The 24,882-nt window shown below is 73.0% G+C and carries 16 protein-coding genes; 2 read left to right on the forward strand and 14 right to left on the reverse strand.

The window, feature by feature from the left end:
* Positions 1–29 precede the first annotated feature (29 nt).
* Positions 30–545 (reverse strand): OsmC family protein, encoded by a 516-nt coding sequence (locus ABIQ69_RS10740; RefSeq protein WP_350347112.1) that lies wholly within the window; start codon positions 543–545, stop codon positions 30–32.
* 87 nt (positions 546–632) lie between these two features.
* Here ABIQ69_RS10740 and gabT point away from each other — a divergent pair, with 87 nt between their 5' ends.
* Complete coding sequence (gene gabT / locus ABIQ69_RS10745) at positions 633–2,003, forward strand: 4-aminobutyrate--2-oxoglutarate transaminase (protein WP_350347113.1); 1,371 nt, start codon at positions 633–635, stop codon at positions 2,001–2,003.
* A gap of 3 nt (positions 2,004–2,006) precedes the next feature.
* Positions 2,007–2,996 (forward strand): asparaginase, encoded by a 990-nt coding sequence (locus tag ABIQ69_RS10750; RefSeq protein ID WP_350347114.1) that lies wholly within the window; start codon positions 2,007–2,009, stop codon positions 2,994–2,996.
* A gap of 45 nt (positions 2,997–3,041) precedes the next feature.
* Here the strand turns inward: ABIQ69_RS10750 and ABIQ69_RS10755 are convergent, their stop codons facing one another.
* From ABIQ69_RS10755 to ABIQ69_RS10815, 13 genes are all read right to left on the reverse strand, one after another.
* Positions 3,042–3,842, reverse strand: coding sequence for an ABC transporter permease (locus tag ABIQ69_RS10755; RefSeq protein ID WP_350350008.1), 801 nt, complete (start codon positions 3,840–3,842; stop codon positions 3,042–3,044).
* Positions 3,843–3,943: 101 nt separating this feature from the next.
* Positions 3,944–4,855, reverse strand: a complete 912-nt coding sequence (locus tag ABIQ69_RS10760; protein WP_350347115.1) for an ABC transporter permease — start codon at positions 4,853–4,855, stop codon at positions 3,944–3,946.
* A gap of 2 nt (positions 4,856–4,857) precedes the next feature.
* Positions 4,858–6,057 carry an ABC transporter ATP-binding protein gene (locus ABIQ69_RS10765; RefSeq protein WP_350347116.1) on the reverse strand — a complete coding sequence of 400 codons (1,200 nt, stop codon included), beginning with the start codon at positions 6,055–6,057 and terminating at the stop codon, positions 4,858–4,860.
* Between the two features lie 14 nt (positions 6,058–6,071).
* Positions 6,072–7,286, reverse strand: a complete 1,215-nt coding sequence (locus ABIQ69_RS10770) for a spermidine/putrescine ABC transporter substrate-binding protein (protein ID WP_350347117.1) — start codon at positions 7,284–7,286, stop codon at positions 6,072–6,074.
* Positions 7,287–7,451: 165 nt separating this feature from the next.
* Positions 7,452–10,382 carry an FtsK/SpoIIIE domain-containing protein gene (locus ABIQ69_RS10775; protein WP_350347118.1) on the reverse strand — a complete coding sequence of 977 codons (2,931 nt, stop codon included), beginning with the start codon at positions 10,380–10,382 and terminating at the stop codon, positions 7,452–7,454.
* A gap of 93 nt (positions 10,383–10,475) precedes the next feature.
* On the reverse strand, positions 10,476–11,015 hold the full coding sequence (locus tag ABIQ69_RS10780) for a zinc-ribbon domain-containing protein (protein WP_350347119.1): 540 nt from the start codon (positions 11,013–11,015) through the stop codon (positions 10,476–10,478).
* Complete coding sequence (locus tag ABIQ69_RS10785; protein ID WP_350347120.1) at positions 11,012–13,303, reverse strand: transglutaminase-like domain-containing protein; 2,292 nt, start codon at positions 13,301–13,303, stop codon at positions 11,012–11,014. The genes ABIQ69_RS10780 and ABIQ69_RS10785 overlap by 4 nt, the downstream gene beginning before the upstream one ends.
* Positions 13,300–14,607: a DUF58 domain-containing protein gene (locus ABIQ69_RS10790; RefSeq protein ID WP_350347121.1), complete on the reverse strand. Its 1,308-nt coding sequence runs from the start codon at positions 14,605–14,607 to the stop codon at positions 13,300–13,302. The genes ABIQ69_RS10785 and ABIQ69_RS10790 overlap by 4 nt, the downstream gene beginning before the upstream one ends.
* A complete protein-coding gene (locus ABIQ69_RS10795) occupies positions 14,604–15,575 on the reverse strand; it encodes a MoxR family ATPase (RefSeq protein WP_350347122.1) in 972 nt (323 codons plus the stop codon). Before ABIQ69_RS10795 ends, ABIQ69_RS10790 begins: the two co-directional genes overlap by 4 nt.
* Before the next feature lie 19 nt (positions 15,576–15,594).
* On the reverse strand, positions 15,595–21,468 hold the full coding sequence (locus tag ABIQ69_RS10800; protein WP_350347123.1) for an Ig-like domain-containing protein: 5,874 nt from the start codon (positions 21,466–21,468) through the stop codon (positions 15,595–15,597).
* A 5-nt stretch (positions 21,469–21,473) separates the two neighbouring features.
* Positions 21,474–22,883 carry a serine/threonine-protein kinase gene (locus tag ABIQ69_RS10805; RefSeq protein WP_350347124.1) on the reverse strand — a complete coding sequence of 470 codons (1,410 nt, stop codon included), beginning with the start codon at positions 22,881–22,883 and terminating at the stop codon, positions 21,474–21,476.
* Between the two features lie 137 nt (positions 22,884–23,020).
* On the reverse strand, positions 23,021–23,827 hold the full coding sequence (locus tag ABIQ69_RS10810) for a protein phosphatase 2C domain-containing protein (RefSeq protein ID WP_350347125.1): 807 nt from the start codon (positions 23,825–23,827) through the stop codon (positions 23,021–23,023).
* A complete protein-coding gene (locus tag ABIQ69_RS10815) occupies positions 23,824–24,879 on the reverse strand; it encodes an FHA domain-containing protein (RefSeq protein WP_350347126.1) in 1,056 nt (351 codons plus the stop codon). Before ABIQ69_RS10815 ends, ABIQ69_RS10810 begins: the two co-directional genes overlap by 4 nt.
* Between the last annotated feature and the right edge of the window lie 3 nt (positions 24,880–24,882).

Here is a 24,882-nt window from a genome sequence, read left to right on the forward strand (position 1 = left end):
GCCGCGCGCGACCGGCTCCCGCCGGCCGATCAGCCGTCCGCGACCAGGATCGTCGGCTCGTGGCGGACGGGGAACGCCACCGACGAGGCGATGAAACAGAGGGCGGATGCCTCGGCGTGCAGCGCCAGCGCCGCTTCGACCATGCCGTCTTCGGCGACGACGACCCTGGGGCGCAGCACCGCCTCGACGATCGACCCGCCGCCCCGGCCGTCCTGGCGCAGGGTCGCGGTCGCGGCATCCGAGTAGTCGCGCACGACGACGCCGTCGCGAGCAGCGACGTAGAGGTACGACAGCAGGTGGCAGTCCGCGAGCGCGGCGAGGAGGAGCTCCTCGGGGTTCCAGCGTGCCGGGTCGCCGTGGAACGGCCGCGCGGCGGAGCCCTCGATGGCGTGCAGCTTGCCGTCCGCACGCACGACGTGCGCGCGTCGCTCGGGCGACCGCGCGGCCGCGGCGAGCCCGCGCGGACCGGCCTGCGAATCAGGGTCGCCGGCGTCCGCGCCCGTCCAGTCGAGCCGCACCTGGAACCGGTGTTCTCCGAGCCGCATGCAGCCTCCCGTCTGTCGCTTCCCCACTTCGATTCTGCCGTCCCGGCCCGGGGCCGGGGCCGACCGCGGCGATAAGCTGGGACGACCATGACTGACACCATCGACGCCCAGGAAGCCGCTCCGGTCTTCACCGTCCCGCAGGAGCGCAAGATCGTCACCGCCGTCCCCGGCCCGAAGTCGCAGGAGCTGCACGAGCGACGCCGCGCGGTCGTCTCCGACGGGGTGTCCAGCGCCCTGCCCGTCTACATCGAGCGGGCGAACGGCGCGATCCTCGTCGACGTCGACGGCAACCGTTTCGTCGACTTCGGCGCCGGCATCGGCGTGACCACGATCGGGCACACCGAGGCGAGCGTCGTCGCCGCCGCGGCCGGTCAGCTGCAGGACGTCATCCACACGCTCTTCACGATCACGCCCTACGAGGAGTACGTGCGTGTCGCGGAGCTGCTCGCCGAGCGCACCCCCGGCGACTGGGCGAAGAAGAGCGTGCTCGTCAACTCCGGCGCCGAGGCCGTCGAGAACGGCGTGAAGATCGCCCGCAAGTTCACGGGCCGCCGCGCGGTCGCCGTGCTCGACCACGCCTACCACGGCCGCACCAACCTCACGATGGCGATGAACTACAAGGCTCACCCGTACGCGACCGGCTACGGGCCGTTCGCGGGCGACGTCTACCACGCGCCGAACTCGTACCCCTACCGCGACGGCCTGTCCGGCGAAGACGCCGCGGCCCGCACGATCGCCTACCTCGAGAAGGTCGTCGGCGCGACCGACCTCGCCTGCCTCGTCGTCGAGCCGATCCAGGGCGAGGGCGGCTTCGTGGTGCCTGCTGACGGGTTCCTGCCCACCCTGCAGGCCTGGTGCACCGAGCACGGCGTCGTCATGATCGCCGACGAGATCCAGTCGGGCATGGCTCGCACCGGGCGCTGGTACGCGAGCGAGCACTTCGGCTGGGAGCCCGACCTCGTCCTCTCCGCGAAGGGCATCGCGGGCGGCCTGCCGCTCGCCGCGGTCACCGGTCGTGCCGAGATCATGGATGCCTCGCAGCCCGGCGGCCTCGGCGGCACGTTCGGCGGCAACCCGGTCGCATGCGCGGCCGCCGTCGCCGTCTTCGAGTCGATCGAGGCGAACGGCCTGCTCGCCGAGGCGGAACGCATCGAACGCACCCTGACGACCGGCCTCGAACGCCTGCGCGAACGGTACGACGTCATCGGCGACATCCGGGGCAAGGGCGCGATGGTCGCCATCGAGCTCGTGCAGCCCGGCACCCGCGACACGACGAAGCAGCCGAACCCCGAGGCGGTGAGCTCGCTCATCGCGTACGCCGCGCAGCACGGCGTGCTCTTCCTGAACGCCGGCACCTGGGGCAACGTCCTGCGCTTCCTGCCGAGCCTCGCGGTGGGCGACGAGCTCATCGACGACGCCCTGCGCGTGCTCGACGACGGCTTCGCGGCCCTCGGCTGAGCCGTGGCCGGCACCTTCTCCGTCTCAGACGCCGTCGAACTCGCCGTGGTCGAGCGCAGTGGTTTCGTTGAGTCCCGACACGCCGGCTCCGCCGTCGTGCTCGGGCCCGATGGTGAGGTGGCGCGCTCGCTCGGCGACGTGCGCTCCCCCGTCTTCCCCCGCAGCACGCTGAAGCCGTTCCAGGCGGTCGCGTCGATGACCTCGGGGGTCACCCTCCGCGGCGAAGACGCCGCGATCGCCACCGCGAGCCATTCCGGAACGGCGGCCCACGTCGCCCTCGTGCGCGGGCTCCTCGCCCGTGAGCGCATTCCGGCGACCGCGCTCGGCTGCCCGCTGGCGCTCCCGATCGACACGGCGGCGCGCGACCAGGTCATCCGGTCGGGTGGCGCGAAGGAGCGGGTCTACATGGAGTGCTCCGGCAAGCACGCCGCCATGCTGCTCGCCTGCGCCGCGAACGACTGGCCGCTCGAGGGATACCTCGCCCCCGAGCATCCGATGCAGCGCAAAGTGCTCGACGTGCTCGAACGGTTCACCGGCGAACGGCCGGCCGCGAGCGGCGTCGACGGCTGCGGCGCGCCCGTGCACGCGGTCAGCCTCACCGGGCTCGCGCGCGGCATCCAGAAGATCACCACCGCGCAGACGAGCTCGCCGTTCGCGCTGTTCCGCGAGGCCGCCGTCCTCACCGAGGCGGCCACGGAGCATCCGTGGGCGGTCGGCGGACCGGGGCGCCCCGACACCATCGCGATGGAGCGTCTCGGTGTGTTCGCGAAGATCGGCGCCGAGGGGCTCATGGTCATGACCGCGCCGAACGGCACCTCCACCGCCGTGAAGGTGCTCGACGGCAGCGCCCGCGCGACCACCATCGTCGCCCTGCGCCTGCTCGCCGATGCCGGTGCACTCGAGCACGACGCGGTCGACGCCGTGCAGGCAGAGCTCGACCTCTGGATCATGGGCGGCGACCGCCCGGTCGGGGAGATCCGCGCCACGGTCTGACGCGCTCGAGCGGCCGGGTCGGCGGACGACCCGGCCGCTCGAGGTTCAGCCGAGCTTCGCGAGTCGTTTCGCGCGCGCGGCGCGCGAGACCTGGGCGGCGATGACGAGCACGATCGCGAACAGGAAGACCGCGGAGGCGATGACGTTCGCCTCGGCCGGGATGCCGCGCGACGCCGAGATGTACACGTACTTCGGGAACGTCGTCACCGAGCCCGAGTTGAAGTTCGTGATGATGAAGTCGTCGAAGCTCAACGCGAACGACAGCAGCGCGGCGGCGAGGATGCCGGGCATCAGCAGCGGGAAGGTGACCCGCCAGAACACCTGCGCGGGCGACCCGTAGAGGTCGCGGCCCGCCTCTTCGAGCGCGGGGTCGAGGCTCGCGACCCGCGCCTTCACGGTGACGACCACGAAGCTGATGCAGAACATCGTGTGCGCCAGGATGATCGTCAGCATGTCCTTCGGCACGCCGACCGCGAGGAACTGCGCCGCGAGCCCGGCACCGAGCACGACCTCCGGCGTCGCCATCGGCAGGAACAGCAGCAGGCTGATCGCCGAGCGCGCCTTGAAGCGGTAACGGACGAGCGCGATCGCGATCGTCGTGCCGAGCACCGTGGCGATGAGCGTCGACACCACACCGATGACGACGCTGTTGCCGAACGCCTGGCACACCGCGCCACCCTCGACGTTGCACACGTTCACCCACTTGTCGAAGGTGAACCCGCGCCACGAGATGTTCGACTTGATCGAGTCGTTGAACGAGAAGACGAACGTGTAGGCGATCGGAATCAAGAGGAACACGAACGCGATGACCGCATACGCGGGCAGGAGCCAGTCGCCGAGGCCGATGCGCCGAGGACGCGGGCGCCCGCCCGCCTGGCCGCGGGTCGCGTCGAGCTGCTCGTTCTCGCTCAGCCCGCCGAGGACGGCGGCTGCCTGGACTTCTCCGCTCACAGCAGGTCCTCCGTTCCCGAGCGCTTCACGTAGACGCCGACGAGCACGAGGATCGCGGCCATGAGGATGATCGACAGCGCGGCCGCCGCCGGATAGTTCAGCAACACGAGGAAGTTCGCCTCGATGACGTTGCCCATCATCTGGGTGTCGGGCCCGCCGAGGAAGTCACGGCTGGCGTTGACGTAGTCGCCCGCGGCGGGGATGAAGGTGAGGAGCGTTCCCGCGACGATGCCGGGCATCGAGAGGGGGATGGTCACCTTGCGGAACACCTGGAACGGGCTCGCGTAGAGATCTGCGCCGGCTTCGAGGTACCGGAGATCGAGCCGCTCGAGGGTCGTGTAGAGCGGCAGCGTCATGAACGGGATGAAGTTGTACGTCAGACCGAAGATGACGGCGAACGGGGTGCCGGTGAAGTGGGCGTCGGGCGCCATGAGCGACAACGCCTTCAGCGAGGTGATGATGAACGACTCGTCCGACAGGATCTGCTTCCAGGCGAGCGTTCGGAGCAGGAAGCTGATGAAGAACGGGGCGATCACCAGCACGAGCATCAGACTCTGCAGCAGCGGCCATCGCCTCGCCTTCACGCCGATGAAGTACGCCAGCGGGTAGCTGAACGCGAGCGCCAGCACGGTGGCCGCGAGCGCGTAGCCGAAGGAGCGCAGGATGTGCTCCCAATAGCCCGAGATGACGTCGGCGTAGTTCTGCCAGTTGAATGCGTAGTCGTACTGTCCGATGTCCCCGAACTCCCGCGGCGCCTGCAGCGAGGTGAGCAGCAGGGACACCAACGGGGTCAGGAAGAACAGGACGAGGTAGGCGATGCCGGGCAGCAGGAGCAGCAGCGCGACGCGACTGCGCTTCTTCGGCGCCTGCGGTTTCGCCTCCGCCGTCGCGAATGCAGCGAACGCCATCGTCAGTGCTCCTCGAGCTCCGCGACGAGGTCCTCGCGGCGCTGAGCCGCGATCGCGCTGGTCGAGTCGTCGGCCACGAAGCGGGCGGTGTCGGCCGGCCCGTCGGCCAGGCCGAAGCCGTGCTCGACGTGCCAGCTCACCCAGACCTCGCTGCCGAGCCCGGCGACCGGGCCGTGCCCGACGTTCTGCGCGAACACGAGGAGCGTGCCGAGCCCGGGTACGTCGACCAGGTACTGCGTGCTCACGCCGGAGAAGGAGACGTCGACCACGCGGCCCGGGCCCACGAGGTTGCGTTCCGAGGACTCGACCGGTTCGTCGACGTGCAGGACGACCTTCTCGGGCCGCACTCCGACGGTGACGGTGCCGCCGTGCACCTGGGCGCGAGCGGTCGGGACGGTGACGCGTCGGCCGCCCGCCTCGATCGTGATCGCCTGCGACGTGCTCTCCACGACCTCGCCGGTGAACAGGTTCGATTGGCCGAGGAAGTTCGCCACGAACACGGTGCGGGGAAGGTCGTAGAGCTCCTCGGGTGCGCCCATCTGCTCGATGGCGCCCTTGTTCATCACAGCCACGGTGTCGGCCATGGTCATGGCCTCCTCCTGGTCGTGCGTGACGTGGAGGAACGTCAGGCCGACCTCCTCCTGGATGCCCTTCAGTTCGAGCTGCATCTGCCGGCGGAGCTTCAGGTCGAGCGCGCCGAGCGGCTCGTCGAGCAGGAGCAGCGCGGGCCGGTTCACGATGGCGCGGGCGAGGGCGACGCGCTGCTGCTGGCCGCCCGAGAGCTGCTGGGGCTTGCGCTGGGCGAGGTGGTCGAGCTGGACGAGCCGGAGCGCTTCGTGGGCCTTCGCGACGGGGTCGCCGATGCGGCGCCGTTTCAGGCCGAACGCGACGTTCTCGAGGATGCTCATGTGCGGGAAGAGCGCGTAGCTCTGGAACACGGTGTTGACGGGACGTTCGTGGGCCTTCGTCGCCGTGACGTCCTTCCCGCCGATGAGGATGCGCCCCCGCGTCGGCTCCTCCAGACCCGCGACCAGCCGCAGAGTCGTCGTCTTGCCGCAGCCCGACGGGCCGAGCAAAGCGAAGAACGAGCCCGCGGGGATGGTGAGGTCGAGCTCCTCGATGGCCGTGAAGCCCGGGAAGCGCTTCTGGATGCCGACGAGCTCGAGGTCTGCGCCGCGCTCGGCGAATTCGCGTACTGCCATGCTGCTGCTCCGGATCACGAACCGAGCAGGATGCTCTGGAACTCGGCCTGGTACTTCTGCTCCTCGGCGCCCGACAGCGTGCGGAAGATGTGCGCCTGCTCGAGGAAGGCCTCGTCGGGGAAGATGAGCGGGTTCTCGGCGAGCGCGGGATCGATCGCCATGGCCGCCTCCTTCGCGCCGACGACGGGAGTGATGTAGTTCACCCACGCCGCGACCTCGGCGGCGACCTCCGGCTCGTAGTAGTAATCGATGAGCTTCTCCGCGTTCGTCTTCCGGCTGGAGCCGATGGGCACGAGGAAGTTGTCGTTCCAGAGCGTGCCGCCGGCGCTCGGGATCGCGAACTCCCACTTGTCGCCCGCCTCGGCGTTGATGACGGTGATGTCGCCCGACCAGCAGATCGCCGCGAGCGTGTCCTCGCTCTTCAGGTCTTCCAGGTACGAGTTGCCCTTGATGTTGCGGACCTGGCCGTCTTCGACCTGCTTGCGGAGCACATCGATGGCCGCGCTGTACTCGTCGTCGCCCCAGTCACCGGCGATGTCGACGCCGTTCTGCAGCATGAGCAGTCCCATGGTGTCGCGCATCTCGGAGAGCACGCCGACGCGACCCTTGAGGTCGGGGTTCCACAGATCCTCGACGGACTCGAGCCCGCCGGGGATCGCCTCCTTGTTCCAGCAGATGCCGGCGAAGCCGCCCTGCCAGGGCACCGAATACGCGCGCCCGGGATCGAAATCAGGGTCGCGGAGCGCCGGGGTGAGGTTCGCGAGGTTCGGGATGTTGGCGTGATCGAGCTCCTGCGTATAGCCGAAGCGGATCCACCGGCCGACCATCCAGTCCGTGAGACAGACGGTGTCGGCGCCGATGTCCTGACCGAGCGCGAGCTGGTCCTTCACCTTGCCGTAATAGGTGTTGTTGTCATCGACGGCCACTTCGTAGTTGACCTCGATGCCGGTGCGCTCGGTGAACGCCTCGAGCGTGGGGTAGTTGCCGTCGTCGTCCTCGTCGATGTACGCGGCCCAGTTCGCCCAGTTCAGCGTCTTGTCGCTGTCGGACTTGTCGGCGGCGGGGGTCGGCTTGGCCTGTCCGCCTCCGCTCGAGCACGCGGCGAGCGCGAGCGCCGAGGCGCCCGCCCCGGCCCCGGCGAGGAGAGCCCGCCGGTTCAGCTGCGCCCGTCGGGCCTGGGCGATCAGGGATCGGATGATCGGGTCCTGGGGAAGGGGCCGTGCGCTCACGTGTGCTCCATTCGGTGTCGCCTCACTGCGGGGGTGGGAAGATACTGCCACACTGCGGGATCACATTCACGGTTCGATATCCGAATCGTTAATTTCTGGGAACATTCGATTCGGATTCCGTGCGTTGTGTCCGGGTTCACTGCTGTTTTCCGCCGTCGTGGCCGATCAGGCGGTGCCGGGCCAGAGCCGCCGTGCGGGCTCCGCGCCGGGCAGCAGCACCCAGCATTGACCACGTCCCGGGTCGAGCAGCGGGGGTGGACGACGATCGCGGACGACCGTGCGGTACTCCCCTGTGCCGCCGTGCACGACGAGCGTGCCGTGATCGCGCATCGAGGCGAGCAGCATCCAGTTCGCCGCCCAGGCCTCGGCATCGCCGACCACGATGGGCGCGTCCGCGCCACCGACGCGGGAGGCGGCCCGATGCGCGGCATCCGTCGAGGCGGACAGCGGGAGGATCTCGAGCGTCGTCGTCCGCCGGAGCGCCGCGACATCCGTCGCGACCGAATCCGACACCACGGCCGCCCCGGGCAGCGGCTGCCACGCCTCGATCGCCGGGGCCGGTCGCGCGGGCGGTGCGGGGGCGTCCACGATCTGGATCCTGCGCCCCCGCCACTGACCGGCGCCCTGCGGCTCCTCCGCGCGCCACAGCGCCCCGATGCCGCCCGCCGCGACCAGGTCGCCGCGCGTCGCGTGCCTGAGATGCAGCGACGTCGTGAACCCTTCGCGGATCCCCGCCGGAAGCCCTTGGGCGCCGACCGCTGCGGCGGAGACCCGGAGACCGCCGGCGCGTCCCTCGCGGACGAGCGCTTCGATCGTGCCGACCACGCTGAAGCGGTGGTCCTCCGGCCAGGCGCGATACCGGGCGTCGAGGTCGTCGATGACGAGCAGTCGGGCCTCGACGGTCATCCCGGCGCGCAGCCGCCGGAGCTCGGCATCGAGCAGATCCCATTCGGCGCTCCGTGGCCCGCCGGCGACCATCACGGCCTCCGCACCGTAGCGATCGGCGAACGAGCCGGCGACGGCGTTGAGCGCCCCCGTCCGTCCGCTGCCGGGCGCCCCCAGGACGAGGAGGTGGCCGTCCGGGCCGGGCCGCCAGCACGCGAGACCCCAGCGCTGCAGGTCGGGTTCGTCGACCAGGCCGAACACGAGGCCCGGCTCGGGCGGGGCGGCACCGCCGGACGACTTCCCGTCGACGGCTCCCGAGCCGGTCAGGCGCGCGAGCTCCGTCGGGTCGATGCGCGCCGGCAGCGGGTCCAGCCACGGCCGTCGCGCGGGTGCGCCCGTTGCGCCGTCGCGAATCCGCTCGAGCACCTCGAGGGAGCAGAAGGCGCTCTGCAGCTCGACCGGACGGCGGTCCGGCCGGGCGAGGACGGCTCGTCCGGGCACCTCCGCGTCGAGCAGGGCGGCGTCCTCCGCGCCCACGACGGCGATGCTGTCGCCTCGCTCGAGCACCCGCAGCGAGATCCGCAGGCCGCAGTTCGCGGTCACCTGCTCTCGCACCACTCCGTTCGGACGCTGGGAGGCGAGGACGAGGTGCACGCCGAGCGATCGGCCCCGCGCGGCGATATCGCCGATCACGGGCGCCAGATCGGGGAAGCGCTCGACCATCGCCTGGAACTCGTCCACGACGATCACCAGTCGCGGCAGCACCGTGCCCTCGCCGAGCCTCGCGATGTCGCGCGCGCCCGCCGCCTTGAGCACGTGCTCCCGGTGCCTGAGCTCCGCGCGGAGACTCTCGACCGCGCGCTGCGCCTCGGTCTCGTCGAGATCGGTGACGATGCCGGTGACGTGCGGCAGCCCTCGCAGGGGTTCGAACGCCGCACCGCCTTTGAAGTCCACGAGGAGGAAGGCCACGAGCTCCGGCGGGTGCACCATGGCGAGCGCGGCGAGCCAGGCCAGCAGGAACTCGCTCTTGCCGCTGCCGCTGGTGCCGGCGACGAGGGCGTGCGGCCCTTCGCCGACCAGGTCGATCTCGACCGCGCCGTCGGCCGTCGCTCCGACCACCACCGACAGCGAAGTCCGGTCGGCGGGCCTGCGCACCGGCTGCGGCAGCGACTCGAACGGCACGAGGCGAGGGAGGGAGGCCGCACTCCGGTCGAGCCCCGCGCGGCGCGCCGCTTCAGCCAGCCGCGCGGCGGCGTCGCGTGCTTCCTCGACCGAGAGCAGCTCGGGCTCGACCACGGCGGCGGCGGGCAGGCCGGCCCTCCGGATGAGCACCGCTCGTTGCGGACCCTCCAACCGGAGGACGGTGCGAAGTCCCGGAGGCAGTTCGGCCTCCGTCGGGGCGATGGCGAGCCGCCATGCGGCGGACGACGGGTCGCCGGCGCGGGCCGCGGTCGCGCCGGCGTCGGTCACCTGCAGTCCCGCGGCGCGCCCGTGATGGGGCAGGACTGCGGCCCACGACCATTCGGGCGTAGCGGGCACGTCGAACGAGATCGCGCCGGGTGCCGCGCGCTCCGCCGCTTGCAGCAGCATCGACCGCGCTGCTGCCCGGACGAGCACGCCCGGACCGCAGAGCCCGATGCCGCCGGCCGGGTCGACGACGATGGGGGCCTGCTCCAGCCGGGCGGCGCGACGAAGCAGCTCGCGGTCGGCGTCGTCGCCCGGCGCCCCGCTCACGCGCACCGCGCTCGGCACCGCGCCGGCGCCGACGACCAGCGAGGACGGGGGCTCGGCCCGCCAGACCGCGCCGGGGGCTCCGGCCGCGAGCTCCCGCGCGGCGGGCGCGGTCGCGCGGGCACGGCCGAGCTCCGCGGCGTGTCTCCGGGCCAGCTCCGCCTCGAGGGCGTCGAGCGCCGCCCTCCGTTCGGCGAGCGCCCGCCGGTGACGCCTGCGCTGCTGGCGCCGGGCGTCGAGCATCGACGCGATCGCCACGATGGGGCCGAACGCCGCGAACACGAGCGAGAGCGCGGATCCGGTGATGGCCCACAGGGCGAGCGCGCCGGCCATCGGCGCCGTGGATGCGAGCACGGGGAACCCGGGGACCGGTTCCGGCTGGGGCGTGGGCGGCAGCGTCAGCGGCTCCGGTGCGAGCTCGTCCACGGGGTCGACGGCCCCGACGGCCTCCGCCGCGGACTCGGTCGGTGAGAGTGGCACCACTCCATCGGAGCGGCATGCGAGGCCACCGTCAGCCGCGCGTGCTCCCCCGGTGCGGGCCTCCGCCGCCAGACGGCCTGTGCAGGAGGAGTCCTACTCCACGTCGAACGACTGCTCCGCGAGCTCCACACGGCTGCCTCGCGGCACCAGGTACCTCCGGCCCGGCTCGCAGCGCAGCGCGCCGTCGTCGGGCCGGCGCACGATGGTGCCGTTGCCCGAGAAGCGATCCGAGATCCACAGCATGCCGTCGTGCTCGCCGAACTCGAGATGGGTCTTCGAGACCGAGAGGGTGCGGTCGGAGATCTGCACGAGATGGTCGAAGCTCTCGCCGGGCTGCGCGAGCGGCTTGCGCCCGACGAGTCCGGTGCCGTAGACCGTGCGGGTCTCGCCGGTGCTGAACCGCAGCGTGAAGGTGGTCGGCGTAGCGGGCGCCGGCGCCGCGAGCGGTTGGAACCCGTCGACGGGCACGCTCACCACGCCCGTCGAGAGCCGTTCGCGATCGAGGATGGTGGTGTCGCCCGGGCGCGGGTCGGGTCGACGACGCGACTCGGGCGTCGCACTGGTCGAACTGCCGCATTCACCGCAGAACATCGCCCCCTCGGGCAGCTCCGCCCCGCAGATCCGGCATCTCACGCGCGCGCTCCTCTCCGAGAGACAGCGTAGCCGCCGAGCGAGCCGAGCGAGATCGCGGCGGCGAGGCTCCGCCGAGGACCGGCGTCGCTCGCGAACCGTCGGCGCAGCTCGTCGACCGACGCCCAGGCCCGGTCGTCGTCGCCCTCGCGGGGCCCGCCGGGACCGAACACGGCGTGGTCGACGACCCCCGCGAGCACGACGGCGTCGAGCCCGCCCACGCTCGCGGCCTGCTCGGCACGGGTTCCCGGAGGCACCCGAATCCCGTAGTCGGCCGCGGTGTCGGCGAGCTCCTCCCAGGCACCTTCGATGCGGGCCTTCGGCGTCGCCGCGCGTCGTCGGATCCGACGACGTCGTGCCTTCGCCGCGATCACCGCCAGGAACGGGCTCGCGAGCACGAGGGCGGCGAGGAGCAGGACCCCGAGCACGAGCGCGATCGTTCCGAGCACGACGAGCCACGGGTCATCCGCACCGTCATCGTCGTCGGGAGCCGGCGCGGGGTCCGCGCCCAGATCGTCGACCGGGGTGCGCTCCTCTGGCGGCGGCAGTGCGGACTGCGGGCGTGACACCACGTTCGGCTCGTCGGGCTGGCGTTCGGGGATCTCGCGCACCTCGGGATTCGGGTCGATCTGCACCCACGCGCCGCCGGCCTCCTGGACCTCGATCCACGCCTGCAGCGCACCGCCCCGGAACACGAGCGGCTCCCGCGCCGTCTGAACGTCCGCGTCCGCGTCGGTATCGGGGAGGTAGCCCACCACGACCCGTGCCGGGAAGCCGATCTCCCGGGCCATGAGGGCCGCTGCGACGGCGTACTGCTCGCCGTCGCCGATCATCGGCCGATCGGCGGCGAGCTCCGCGAGCCGGTCGAGACCGTGCCCCGACCGGCTCGGCTCCTCACCCGGCCGCCCGTGGCTGACGTAGCCCTCGTCGTGCAGGGCCGCGACGACCGCGGCGAGCCGCTCGCCCGGCGTACCTCCCCGCGGAGCCCATTCGTCGAGTCGGCGTACCAACTCCTCGGGGGCGTCGGCGCCCGGCGGCAGGACGCTCGTGCCCGGCTCGAGCGCCGAGACGTCATCCACCGGTTCGGGAACGACCGACCATGCCGTGTAGGAATCGCCCGGTTCCAGCCCGCCGCGCACGGCAGCCGCACCCGTCACGTCGTTCACGACGAACCCGTCGGCGAGCGCCGCCTGCCTGGGGCCGTGGAACTCGATGCGCTCGAGCAGACCGGCGCCCGGCACCCACACGCCGTCGTAGCCGAGCACGGTCACGTCGAGCTTCGCCGCCTCGCCGACCGCGTCGCTCTGATCGAGTCGGTACGGCAGCCGCGTGAAGCGGCCGGACAGCGCGCTGCCGTCGTCGCCGCCCACCGAGTACACGACGCCGTCGTAGGTGTCGAGGGTTGCGATGCGCAAGCCCGCGCCCGCCGGAAGGCCGGTCACCTCGAGCATGGGCCGGTCCTCGACCTCCGGCGCGAACGCCGTGCGGAAGCCCGCGAGCGGGCTGCGGAGGTCGCGCGGCTCGAACGGGGGCTGCAGCTCGGACCGGATCACCGTGCGCTGCGGCATGGGGACGGCTACGGCGACCGCGGCGGCGCCGACGAGCGCGACCGCGAGGATCGCCGAGGCGCCGATGACCCGGCGTGCGTCGGCGAGAGCAGCCTCGACGCGACGAGCGCCTCCCAGGGCGCGCCGCTTGGCGATGGCGTCGCGGACCAGCCACGCGACCGACGCGGCGAGGAACGCGAGTCCGGCGGGGGCCGCGAACTGCTCGTGCACCACACCGAGCGACACGCCCGCGACGAGCAGCACCGCGGGCGGCAGCACGGCGGCGATCGGATGCCGCGTCCGCAACGCGATGGTGGCCGCGACGGCTGCGCCGGTGAGGGTGAGCAGGAAGACCGGCACGAGCAGCGTCTGGTACGAGCCCACGGGCGCGGCGACCGTGACGAGCTGTTTCCAGGACAGCGCGGTCCCCGTGAGCAGGTCCACCAGGCCGGCGGGCGTCGGCAGCACGCCGGCGACGGTGCGGGACGGGACCGCGGCCGGCACGCCCAGCACCACGTAGGCGCTCGCCACGGCCACGGCCACGGCCCACGCCGGCCAGGCACGCCATGCGCCGACCACCCCGATCCCGAGACCGGCGACCACTGCGAGGGCCGCGCAGAGCACGAAGGCACCGCTCTCGTAGATCGGCCACCACGGGATCAGCGCCGCGCCGAACAGCAGCGCGAGGAGGACGAGGGAGACCGCCGTGCCGACGAGATCCCGGGCGGGCGCCGGCCGGCTCATGCGACCGCCGCCGCCCGCGCCAGCATCGCCTGCAGGTCTTCGAGGTACCCGATGCCGAACACGGCGAGGCCGCCCACGTGCCGCACGGTCGCCTCCCCCTCGGGCGCGCAGCGCACGCCGACCGTCTCGACCCCGGCCGGCAGGCGCGCAGCCGCGGCCCTGAGCGGCGTCACCGGCTTCGCCGATCCCGTCACGACGAACGCGAGCGACACCGCCGACAGCGACTCCGATGCGGCGCGGGCCACGTCGGGCAGGGCGGCCGCGCGCGGTCGGCGTTCGACGAGGCAGAGCGCGTCGAGCAGCCGGTCGCGGGACACCGACGCGAGCTCGCGCACCGGCGCGCGATCGCCGGCCTCGCCCGAGGTCACGAACGCCAGCGACCGGGCGTCTCGGATGGCCCGCGCCCCGAGCGACGCGGCCGTGCTCACCGCGAGCTCGAACTCGTCGTCGTCGACGTAGGCGGACTCGTCGAGATCGAGTAGGACCAGCAGCCGGCTGCGGCGGGTCTCCTCGTACTGGCGGACCATGAACGTCCCCGTCTTCGCCGAGCTGCGCCAGTGGATGTGCCGGCGGTCGTCGCCCGGAACGTACTCGCGCAGCGCGTGGAAGGCGATGTCGCTCGAGGTCAGATCACGCGTCGGCGTGCCCTCGAGGTCGCGCACGAAGCCGGTGCTGAGCGCGGCGATGGGCACCGTGCGAGGGTGCACGTGCAGCAGCGCGGTATCGGACCACACGATCTCGCGCCGCACGATCCCGAGTGGATCGGCCCGGACCGTGCGCGCCGGCCCGACGGGGATCACGCCGCGACGCTCGGTGGGGATCCGCAGCCGCTCGTCGACGACGCCGCCGCGCGGAAACGCGGGCAGCACGCGCTCGACGACACGGTCGCCGACCGGCAGCTCCAGCTGCACGCCGCCGAAGCGCCGATGCCCCGGGTTCTCGGCGACGAGCCGGGCTTCCGCCGGTTCTCCGACCGCGACGCGCGGCGTCGGGACGCTCAGCGTCACCTTCGACGCGCCCGTGCCGATGAGCCACAACGCGGCCGCACCGGCGGCGATGCCGAGCCCCCAGCCGATGACCACCAGCTCCGCCCAACCGAACGCGTACCCGACGCAGAGCGCCACCGCGGCGGCCGCGACGATCCCCCATCCCGCCGGGGTCACGACCTGGCGCGCCGCCGCCGTCGCGTCGCGGACGACGCCGGCGGCATGGCGGACGACCCCGACGAGACGCGCGATGAGCGCCGCCAGCAAGCCCTGCCGTGCCGCCTCCTCGGGGATCGTCGTGCGGGTCTGGAAGTTCACACTGCCTGCCTCGCGGACGGCGGCGGCGTCTCGATCAGCACCTGCGCGACGAGGTTCGACGCGGTCACCCCGTCGAACTCCGCCTCGGCATCGAGGATCAGGCGGTGCGCGAGCACGGGTTCGGCGAGCGCCTTCACGTCGTCGGGCACCACGTAGTGGCGACCGCGTCCCGCCGCGTGCGTCTTCGCCGCGCGGATGAGCGCCAGCGCGCCTCGGACGCTCACCCCGAGCCGCACCTCGCGGGCCGTGCGCGTGGCCTCCACGAGCCGCGAGACGTAGTCGTGGATGGTCGGATCCACGTATACCGTCCGCGCGAGCGCCGCCATGGCGACGACCTCGTCGGGGCCGAGCTGGGGTTCGACGACGTGCTCGTGGGCGCGGTGGTCAGCACCCTCGAGGATGCGGATCGTGGAGGCGTGATCGGGATATCCGATGGAGCTGCGCATGAGGAACCGGTCGAGCTGCGCCTCCGGCAGCCGGTACGTGCCCGCCTGCTCGATCGGGTTCTGCGTCGCGATGACCATGAACGGATGCCCCACCGGGTGGGTCTGCCCGTCGACGGTGACCTGTCCCTCCTCCATCACCTCGAGCAGCGCGGACTGCGTCTTGGGGCTCGCGCGGTTGATCTCATCGGCCAGCACGAGGTTCGCGAAGACGGGGCCGGGGTGGAAGTCGAAGCGTCCGGACCGCTGGTCGTACACGGTGACTCCGGTGATGTCGCCGGGCAGGAGGTCGGGGGTGAACTGCACCCGGTTGCTCGTGCCCGACACCGACTGCGCCATGGCGCGGGCGAGCGAGGTCTTCCCGGTGCCCGGCACGTCTTCGAGCAGCAGGTGCCCCTCGCTGAGCAGCGCGGTGAACGCGAGCCGCACGATGCGGTTCTTGCCGAGCAGGACCTCCTCGACGGCTCCGACGAGCCGGTCGAGGTTCGCCGCGAATCCGGTCGCCTGCTCGGCGGTCATGGTCATGGGAGCTCCTTCGCTGCGCTCAACGGTTCCAGAAGGTCGCCGTCACGCCGGCCACCTCGACATCCAACCAGACCCGGTCGCCGGGTCTCGCACCCGGCACCTGGCACGATCCGGAACCTTGCGCGTGCCGGCCCCACTCGTCGCCCTCGACCCCGCACCGGAACGAGGCGGGCAGCCCGCCGTTCGCGGGCGGCCCCGCCCAGCTCCACGACCCGGTCTGCTCGTTCCACGTGCGGCCCGGCACCGCGAAGGTGAGGGACGGGCTTTCGCCGCCCGGGATCGTCTCCGACCATGGGCCGCAGGAACCCCACACGGCGCAGCTGCGGACCTGGAAGTAGGCGGTCTCGCCGAAGGGGCGCCCGAGCAGTTCGCGGAGCCACCCGGTCCCGGAGAAGGTCCGGGGCTCGCCGAGGTGGACGCCCCGGCGGTCGGTTGCGACGATCTGGACGGTCGACGCCGAGCCCTGCACACCGGAGACGTAGCGGTCGAAGGTCGTTTCGCTCTGCCAGGCCATGTCGCTCGCGACGCCGCCCACGGGTCCGGGCGCCGGTCGGACGACGACGGCGGCGACCTCGGTGTGACTGCACCCGGCCCGGTTGTAGCCCCACACGACGAACGAATACTGCGCCGACTCGACCGAGGTGCCGCTGAACTGCACGCTCGAGGCATCCGGACCGGTGGCGACCGAGCGCTCGACACTGCCGCCGTTGGTGGGCGGCACGACCTGGCCGGGCGCGGGCGAGGTGACCCGGCACGCCTGCGGGCCGCTCGGCACAGCCGTCTCCCCGGCGACGAGCTGCTGCACGAAGTACCCGCCGACGCCGTCGCCGTTGCCCTCGAACGGCGACCACAGCACGGTCACCGTGCCCGATGCCGCGTCGCCGATCACCTGGATCCCAGCCGGCAGGGGCGCACCGAACGGGGTGCCGACGGTGCCCGCCTCGGTCCACGAGGCGAGGGCCGGGTAGGCCTGGTTGCGGGCGCTCACCGAGACCGGCACCTGACTGCCGTTCGCGAGCGGCTGGGTCTCGAACGCGCAGAGGCTCGCCGTGCAGACGGTGCCCGCGTCCACCTCGGTGGCCGCACCCGCCACGGTCACGACGTACGAGCCGACCGCGCTGCCGCCGCCTGCGTCGACGGGCCGCCATTCCACGCGCAGCCGGCCGTCGAGGGGCCTTGCCTCGAGCCCCGACGGCGGACCGGGCACCACGTCCGACCAGACCGCGCCCGGCACGTCGACCGGGCTGGACAGCCCGATCGCGTTGCGCGCCTGCACGCGCACGATCACCGCGTGATCGCGGCCATTGCCCGGGGTGTCGAGCGTGCACGTCGTGCCGGTGCACTCGCCCCCGCCGACCGTCGAGCCGTCGGCGGCGTCCAGCAGGGTGAGGTCGTACCCGCGGATCGGCGAGTTGTTCGCCGCCCCGGCGCCGAATGCGACATCGAGCCTGCCGTCGCCGAAGCCGGTGACCCTGGCGTTCGTCACCGGGTCCGGCCGGTCCTGCACCGAGATCGTCACCGTGCCCCACGCGAACCGGCTGGGGTCCCCGGTCGCATCCGCAACCTGGTACTGGAGCGTGGTGTTGGCGGGCTCGGCGGACGGGGAGACCGTCACCGTCAGCTTCGACCGGTCACCGCTCGGCGACACCCGGACGCCGGCGGGCAGGCTTCGGGCGTCGGCGCCGGCCACGCCGATCACCTCGAGTGGAGTCCCGGGGAACGGGTTGCCCGCCTGGTCGTTCGCGAGCACGTCGATCTGCGTCGTACGGCCGCGCTCGGCGACCGCGGTGTCCGGAACGGGCTCGGCGAGGGGCCGCGTCGACGGCACCACGCGAAGCTGGATGGTTCCCGGGGTCCCCGCACCCTCCGCGTCGGACACCGACACCGGCAGGGCTGCCGTCAGGCCGTAGCGGGCGCCGCCGTCGGCCCGCACAGTCAGCATGGTCCCGTCGAGAGACGCCGAGAACCCGTCGGGCAGGTCGCCGATCGAGAACTCGAGCCCCGAGGCGGCCTTCGCATCGGCGCGGTTGGTGAGCTTCGCGAGCGCGATGCGCTTGCTCTGGTCGGGCTGGAGGTCGACGACCGCGCCCATGAAGGCGGGCGGCACACCCTCGGCCGGCCGCACCTCGATGGGGATGACGATCGTGCCCGTCCTCGCCCGCGGGTCGTCGGGCGACTCGCCGTCGGTCGCGGCGAACGAGATCGAGGCCGGGCCGAAGTAGCCCGCCTCCGAACGGAACCGCAGAGTGTCGGCATCGATCACGAGGGAGCCCCCGTCGCTGTGCGAGGCCCGCACCGACGCGGCATCCGTCAGCCTCACGGGGCGGCCCGACGCGGCGATGACGAAGTCGGCGAGATCGAGCTCCACCGTCTCACCGCTGTCCACCCGCACACGCGGTGCATCGGCGCGAAGCTGCGGCACCGCGTCGTCCCGACCCGGCACCTGGATGAACGCCGTCGCCACGAGCGAGGGGTCGTCGGGATGGCTGATCGTGAACGGGATGATCCGCCGCCGATCCTGCACCTCGACGCGCACCCGCCCGTCGCCGCGCACCGAGGCTGCGTCGTCGTACCCGTCGACGAGGCCGACGTCGGCGCGTGAGACCGACGCGTCGGCGATGAACGCGGCGTCGAGCACGTCCACGTCGACGACGTCGCGGTCGAGGATGTCGCTGAGCCCGAGCACGACATCGGTCGCCTCCGGGCGCGTGAGGGCAGCGTCGGCGACCGCGTCGATCCGGAGGTAGCTCGAGGCGGTCGCCAGCTGTTCGTTCTCGATCGTGTACTGGAACGAGAACGTGCCCTCCGCGTCGGGCACGTCGACGAGGATCACGCCGTCGCCGATCTCGGCCGTCGCGTCACCGCCGGTCGCCTCGACCGCGGTGATCGTCAGCGCGCCGCCATCGGGATCGGAGTCGTTCTCCAGCACCCGGACGGCGACCGTGCGACCGGGGCGGACGGTGAGCGCGTCGCTCGCCGCCACGGGAGCGCGGGCGCCGTCGGGTCTCGGCGCGATCCCCACCCGGACACTCCCGGTCGCCCGCCCGCCGAGGGCGTCCATCACCTCGTACCGGAAGTCGTCGGTGCCCGGCGAATACTCGCCGGCGCGGTACTCGAGCCAGTCCGCACCGCGCGCCAGCACCGTGCCGCGCTCGGGCGCGGAGTACTCGCCCAGCAGCTGGACCGAGTCCCCGTCGGGGTCGACGCCGGCGAGCGGGATCGGAATGCGCACGGTCTCGCCGGCGAGCGCGCGCGCGGTGACGGCCACCGGCGCCGGCGCGGTGTTCGTCACCGGGTCCGCCTCGCGCACGGAGATCTCCACGACGGCCGTCGCGTACTGGTGGTCGGGCCCGTCGACGCGGTACTCGGCGCGGTACTCCCCCGGCTCGTCGGGCGCGAGGTAGCGCACACGATCGCCGGAGGTGAAGGCGAACCCGCGGTCGGGCTGCTGCACGAGTTCGGGCGCGAGGGCGAGCGGGTCGCCGTCGGGGTGCTCGTCGTTCGCCAGCACCGGGATGTCGACCACGTCGCCCGTCCGGGCGGACACGCGGTCGGGCACGGCGACGGGCGGCTGCGGCTGCGCGGGCGGCGGAACCTCGACGACAGTCACGCGCCCGTCGGCCTCGGCGAGACCGTTGCTCACCCGATAGCCGATCTCGACGGAGCCCTGTTCGAGCGGTCCGAGGAGCGCGATGCGGATGACGCGGTGCTCGATGAGCTCGGCGCGCACCTGCGACGTGCCCTCGGCGTCGACCCCGGTGAGCAGGAGCACCCCGCCGATCGGGTCGATGTCGGTGGCCAGCACGTCGACCTCGACGTCCTGGCCGACGCGCACGAACGCCGTGTGGGGCACCGTGATCGGGGTCGGGTCCCGGTCGGGCGGAGTCTCCACCTCGACCCGGACCTGGCCCACGGCGGTCTGCACCCCGTCGGTGACCGTGTATTCGACGAGGTGGGTGCGGGCCACCTCGCTCGAGAACCGGAAGACGCCGCGGTCGAAGTCGGCGACGAGCGTCGCATCGGGCTTGCCCGGCACGCCGATGAGCCGGACGGTGCCGCTCCCGCCTCGGACGTGGCGCAGCGGCTCGATGGCCACCTCCTCGCCCGCCGTCGCGAGGGCGATGAACGGCTCGGCGACGAGCGGCACCGGACCTGCAGCCGGCACGTCGACGTCGAGCACGCCGGCGCCCGCACTGCGCCCGTCGTCGACGACGAGCGCGACCGAGCGTGTCCCGCCCGCGCCGGTCCGCTCGTCGAACACGACGACTCCATCGGCGGTGGAGGTCACCCGGTCGGGCTCCGCCGTGCGCGCTTCGCGGAGGAAGAAGGGGTCTCCGTCCGGATCCACCCACTCGCCGAGCACCGGCACGGTCACCCGGCCGCCGGCGGACACGGCCGCCGTGGTGCTCCGGCGCTGTTCGGGCGGGCCGTTCTCGTCGGGTCCGCGCACCTCGACCACGACCGTCGCCGCATCGGTGCCGCCGCGGCCGTCGGTGACCGTGTAGCCGAACGTCAGCGTCCCTGAGGCGCGCTCGTCGAGGGTGAGCTGCAACTGCTGCCGCTCGGACACCACGTCGAGCCGCACGCCCGGCGGGAGGACGGCGTCCACCCCTTCGATCGCGAGCACGTCGCCGTTGGCGTCGTAGTCGTTCAGGAGCACCGGAAGCAGGCTCGCCCGTCCCGGGCGCGCGCCGAGCGCATCGTCCTCCGCGACCGGCGGCACCTGGGCCGTCTCGACCGTCGGCGGGGTCGTGGGGTCGTTGCGCTCGACCGTCTGCTCGTCACGGTCGTCGGCGAGGAGCCGGTCCCAGTCGTCGATGAGCGCGTGGTCCTCCGCCGCGGCCCAGCTGCGTCCCGTGCGCGCGTCGTTCAGCACGAGGGCGTCCTCGTTGGCGCGGAACGTCAGGGAGGCAGCACCCGCCCCGCGTTCGAGCTGGACCTGGATCGGCTCCGCCCCGGGGCAGTCGCGCCAGGCCGTGCCATCCGCCCACGCCGCGTGGAGGCAGCCCCGATGGCGGACCGGCTGCGCCGGCAGTCCGCCGCGGTCGTCGACGACCTCGCGCGGGACGCCGCCGTCGAGCGGGACGACGACGAGGCCGCGCCGAGTCGCGAGCGCCACGACCGATCCGTCGATCGAAGGGGCCTGCAGCACCGGCGCGTCCCCGGCCCGGATCACGTCGTCGAGCTCGACCGTGCGTCCGTCGAGCAGCAGCGCGGAGCGCTGCGGGTCGAACACCGCCCAGCGCCCGCCGACCGAGGTGATCTGCGGAGGCGTGCCGGCTTCGGCCGCGTCGTCCGCCGCATCGACCTGCCACCGCCGCGCGACCGAGGTGGACGCGGCCGCGTCGACCTCGGCGATGTCGCCGGTCGACGGGCGGTAGGCGAAGATGCGCCCGTCGGCATCGACCGAGACGACGGCGCCCGGACCGAACGAGAGCGACGGATCGGCGGCGGCGTCGAACTCCGCGAAGTCCGCCGCCGGGATCGTCCGGATGTCGCCGCCGTCGGCGACGACGACCTGGCCCCCGCCGATCGCGACCACCGGGTCGTCCGGCGGGACGGCGACCGTGTCCACGACCGTCGCCGTCGCAGGGTCCACGATCGAGACGTTCGCGTGATCGGCGTCGACCGCGAGCACCGTCGGCCCGCGCTGCACGAGGTCGACCCGGTTCGCTCCCGTCTCGACGGCGGCGTTCAGCTCGCGCACCATCGTGCTCGCCCGGCCGATCGCCTGGCGTGCGTCGTTCACGACCCAGACCGCACCGTCGCCGAGCTCGACCTGCTCCGCCCGGTACCCGTCGGACGCGACCGCGACCCCGCCGACGACGCCCACGAGCGCGGTCACCGCGAGCGCGGTGATGACGGCCGAGCGGCGGTGTTCGAGGCGCGGCATCCGCATCAGCCGGCCGCCTGTCCGACGTCGACGCACTGCTGCGGACTCGGCTGACCCGACCGGCCGTCGCGGCTGACGCGCACGCTCGCGCAGACCCTCCCGCGATCACCGGCCTCGACCACCAGCACCGGATCCCTGCGGGCCGGCTCGACGACCTCGTCGACGGTCACGAGGTAGGTGTCGCCGGTGGCGAGGCCGGGGTCGTCCCAGCTGAACCGGACGGTGGTGCCCTCGACGGTCGCGCGCACCTCGGAGACGACCGGGATGCCGCTGCCGGCCTGCACCAGGAAGGCGGTGCCGGCCGCGACGACCGCGACGAGCAGCGCGGCCGCGACGGCTGCGCCCCACACGAGACGGCGGGCCGACGGCGGGGTGCGACCCCGACGGGTGCCGGAGTCGGCGGTGCGGGGCTCCGATGCGGTGCGCGGCTGCCTGGCCGCCTGGCGGCGGCGACGGCGCCCGGCGTTCGCGGAACCGGCGATGGCGTGCCCGCCGCCGACCCTCGTCCGCTCGTCGAGGTCGACGGCGGTGGCGAGCGCCCAGTCGTCCATCGCCACCTCGACCGCCGTCTGGGGCAGCCCGAGCTCCTCTTCGACGGCTTGCAGGTCGCGTGCGAACTCCAGCGCGCCCGCCTGGCGGTCGGCCGGGCGACGGCTCATCGCCCGCGCCAGCACCTGTTCGAGCGAGGGCGGCACGTCGGCCCGGCCGATCGGCGGCACCTTGGCACGTTCGACGCGGGAGACGAGGGCGGACGAGCCGTTGTCGCCGCCGACGACTTCGAACGGGCTCCGTCCCGCGAGGAGGGAGTACACCGTCGCGCCGAGCGACCAGACCTCGCTCGCGACCGTGCCGGGCACCTCGTCGCGGACCACTTCGGGGGCGGACCACGGGATGGACAGGCCGACCGAGTCGGCTCGTCCGGTCTCGCCGAGCGTCGCGGCGATGCCGAAGTCGGAGAGCACCGGGTGCCCGTAGGCGGTCGTGAGGATGTTCGAGGGTTTGATGTCGCGGTGCAGCACGCCCTGCCGGTGCGCGGTCTCGACGGCGCTCGCGATGCGGACGCCCGTCGAGAGCACTTCGCTGAGGGGCAGCTGCACCGCGCGGTAGCGCTGCGCGAGCGACGAGGAGCAGTACTCCATGACGAGGTACGGGCGACCGTCGGCCGCGACGCTCGCCTGGAACACGGTGAGGATCGACGGATGGCTCGACAGCTGCGCCATGAGGTTCGCCTCGGCCTGGAACATCTGCCGCACCTCGTCGTTCACGACCTCGGCGAGCAGCACCTTCACGGCGACGAGCCGGCGCGGCATGTTCTGCTCGTAGAGGAACACGTCGGCGAAGCCGCCGGAGCCGAGCACGCGGACGAAGGCGAAGCCCGGCAGGTTGGGCGGCGTGGACGGCAGTCGCCTCGACACGTTCCTCCATCGGGTCGGCCGGGTGCGCGAGCGACCCGACGCCGGTCGCGGCCCGGTGCCCCCATTCTACGGACGACGGCGAGCGCGGCGAACGGGCTGCGCCGGTCGTCCGGCCCGCCGTCGGCGGGCGAACCCGGTCAGGCCCCGGATGCCTCGGCCTCGGGCCTCGCGACGGCGAGGACGTCGACCACCACGACGGTGACGTTGTCGCGCCCGCCGTTGCCGAGGGCGGCATCGACGAGGGCGCGGGCGGCGGGCTCGGCCTTCGGGTTGGCGAGCAGGAAGTGCCGGATGCCGTACGAGGTGAGCTCCTTCGTCAGTCCGTCGGAGCAGACCAGCAGCCGCATGCCCGGCTCGACGGCGACGGCCCGGTAATCGGGCAGCGGGGCCTCGTGGAACCCGACCGCCCGGGTGATCACGTTCGAGTGGGGGTGGGTGTCGGCTTCCTCGCGGGTGATCTGCCCGGCATCGACGAGCTCCTGCACGACCGAATGGTCGACCGTCAGCTGCTCGAGCACCCCGCCCACGAGCCGGTACACGCGCGAGTCGCCGATGTTGAACACGAGCCAGGCCGGCTCCCCCGAGATCTCGCCGAGTGCGACCCCCGTGACGGTGGTTCCGCTGCCCTCGTCGGTGACGCCGGAGCCCCGGCCCATGTCCTGCACGGCGAGGCGGAGCGACTGGTCGATCTCCGGTGTGCCGACCAGCTGGCGGCCGCCGTGCTCGGCGAGCCGGGTGACCACCGCGGCGCTCGCGAAGTCGCCCGCGGCGTGGCCGCCCATGCCGTCGGCGACCGCGAAGACGGGCGGCTGCGCCAGGTAGCTGTCTTCGTTGACCTCGCGCCGGAGCCCGGTGTGGGTGATCGCCGACCAGGCGAGTCGGATCTCGCTCCCGCCGGGCAGCGTCACCCGGAATCGGGGGTTGCCGTTGCCGATCTGCGTCACGCGGTGGCCTGCCTGTCGGGGTGCGCCTGATCCACCGGGGGCGGGAGGATCTCGACGATCGTATCGCCTCCGAGGTCGAGCTCGACCCCCGGGGAGACGACGATCGACTCGCCGGAGCGCATCCGCCGCGTGCCGGTCGCGGTTCTCACGACGGTGCCGTTGGTCGAGCGGAGGTCGGTCGCCACGATCCGGCTGCCCTCGAGCCGGAGCTCGAGATGGGTGGCGGACACCGCGGATGCACCGGCCGGAACCTGCACGAGTTCCACCGGGGCCGTCGGGATCCGGGGCGGCGCGGGCCTGCGGCCGATGAGCACGGCCCCGCTCGCGACGCGGGCTTCCCCGCCGGCGATGCGGTAGCCGAACACGGGATCGGGCGGGGGCGGTCCGGCGGGGGTCGGTGCCGCGGCGGAAGCGGACTCGGTCGCGGCGTGAGCGGACTCGGTGGCGGCGAACGCGGGTGCGAGGGACTCGGTCGCCGCGGATTCCGTCGTGGCGGATGCGGGGGCACCCGACCCCGTCCCCGCCGGCTCCGGCACCTCCGCCGTGTCGCGGTCCGCGCCGGCGGCCCGCTGCGGTGCGTCGTCCGGATGCCACTCCACCGACGCGGCTCGGAGACGGGCCACCGGTCCCTCGACGGCGGTCGTGGCCTCCCCCAAGGCGTCGAGGGATGCCCCGGCCGCCCCGATCCGCAGCGCTTGCACGTCACGGAACTCGGCGAGGTGCCAGGGCCGGATGCCTCGCGAGTCCAGCCGCCGACGACCGCCGGGTGAGGCGAGGTCGACCGCGGCATCCCCGCGCACGACCGCGGTGAGCGGTTCGCCGGCGGCGGGCCACCAGACGAGCGCGAAGGACTCCACCCCGGCGCGTCCGAGCGGGATGCCCGCGATCAGCGCCTCGAGCTCCGGACGCGGGGCGCGGGCGAGCTCCTCGAACGCCTCCAGGACGCGCGTGGGCGCGGGTGCGCGGAACGTCGCGATGAACCGGGCGCCGACGACCACATCCCACGCGGCCGTGTCCGAGACGTCGGAGGCGCGCACCTGGCCGGAGAGCATGCT

It is taken from the genome of Agromyces sp. G08B096 (assembly GCF_040267705.1).
Lineage (GTDB): Bacteria > Actinomycetota > Actinomycetes > Actinomycetales > Microbacteriaceae > Agromyces.

Excerpts from the sequence above, each read along its gene's own strand:
- ABIQ69_RS10740 (WP_350347112.1), bottom strand. The coding sequence starts at position 545 with ATGCGGCTCGGAGAACACCGGTTCCAGGTGCGGCTCGACTGGACGGGC.
- gabT (WP_350347113.1), top strand. The coding sequence starts at position 633 with ATGACTGACACCATCGACGCCCAGGAAGCCGCTCCGGTCTTCACCGTC.
- ABIQ69_RS10760 (WP_350347115.1), bottom strand. The coding sequence starts at position 4,855 with ATGGCGTTCGCTGCATTCGCGACGGCGGAGGCGAAACCGCAGGCGCCG.
- ABIQ69_RS10765 (WP_350347116.1), bottom strand. The coding sequence starts at position 6,057 with ATGGCAGTACGCGAATTCGCCGAGCGCGGCGCAGACCTCGAGCTCGTC.
- ABIQ69_RS10785 (WP_350347120.1), bottom strand. The coding sequence starts at position 13,303 with ATGAGCCGGCCGGCGCCCGCCCGGGATCTCGTCGGCACGGCGGTCTCC.
- ABIQ69_RS10795 (WP_350347122.1), bottom strand. The coding sequence starts at position 15,575 with ATGACCATGACCGCCGAGCAGGCGACCGGATTCGCGGCGAACCTCGAC.
- ABIQ69_RS10800 (WP_350347123.1), bottom strand. The coding sequence starts at position 21,468 with ATGCCGCGCCTCGAACACCGCCGCTCGGCCGTCATCACCGCGCTCGCG.
- ABIQ69_RS10815 (WP_350347126.1), bottom strand. The coding sequence starts at position 24,879 with ATGCTCTCCGGCCAGGTGCGCGCCTCCGACGTCTCGGACACGGCCGCG.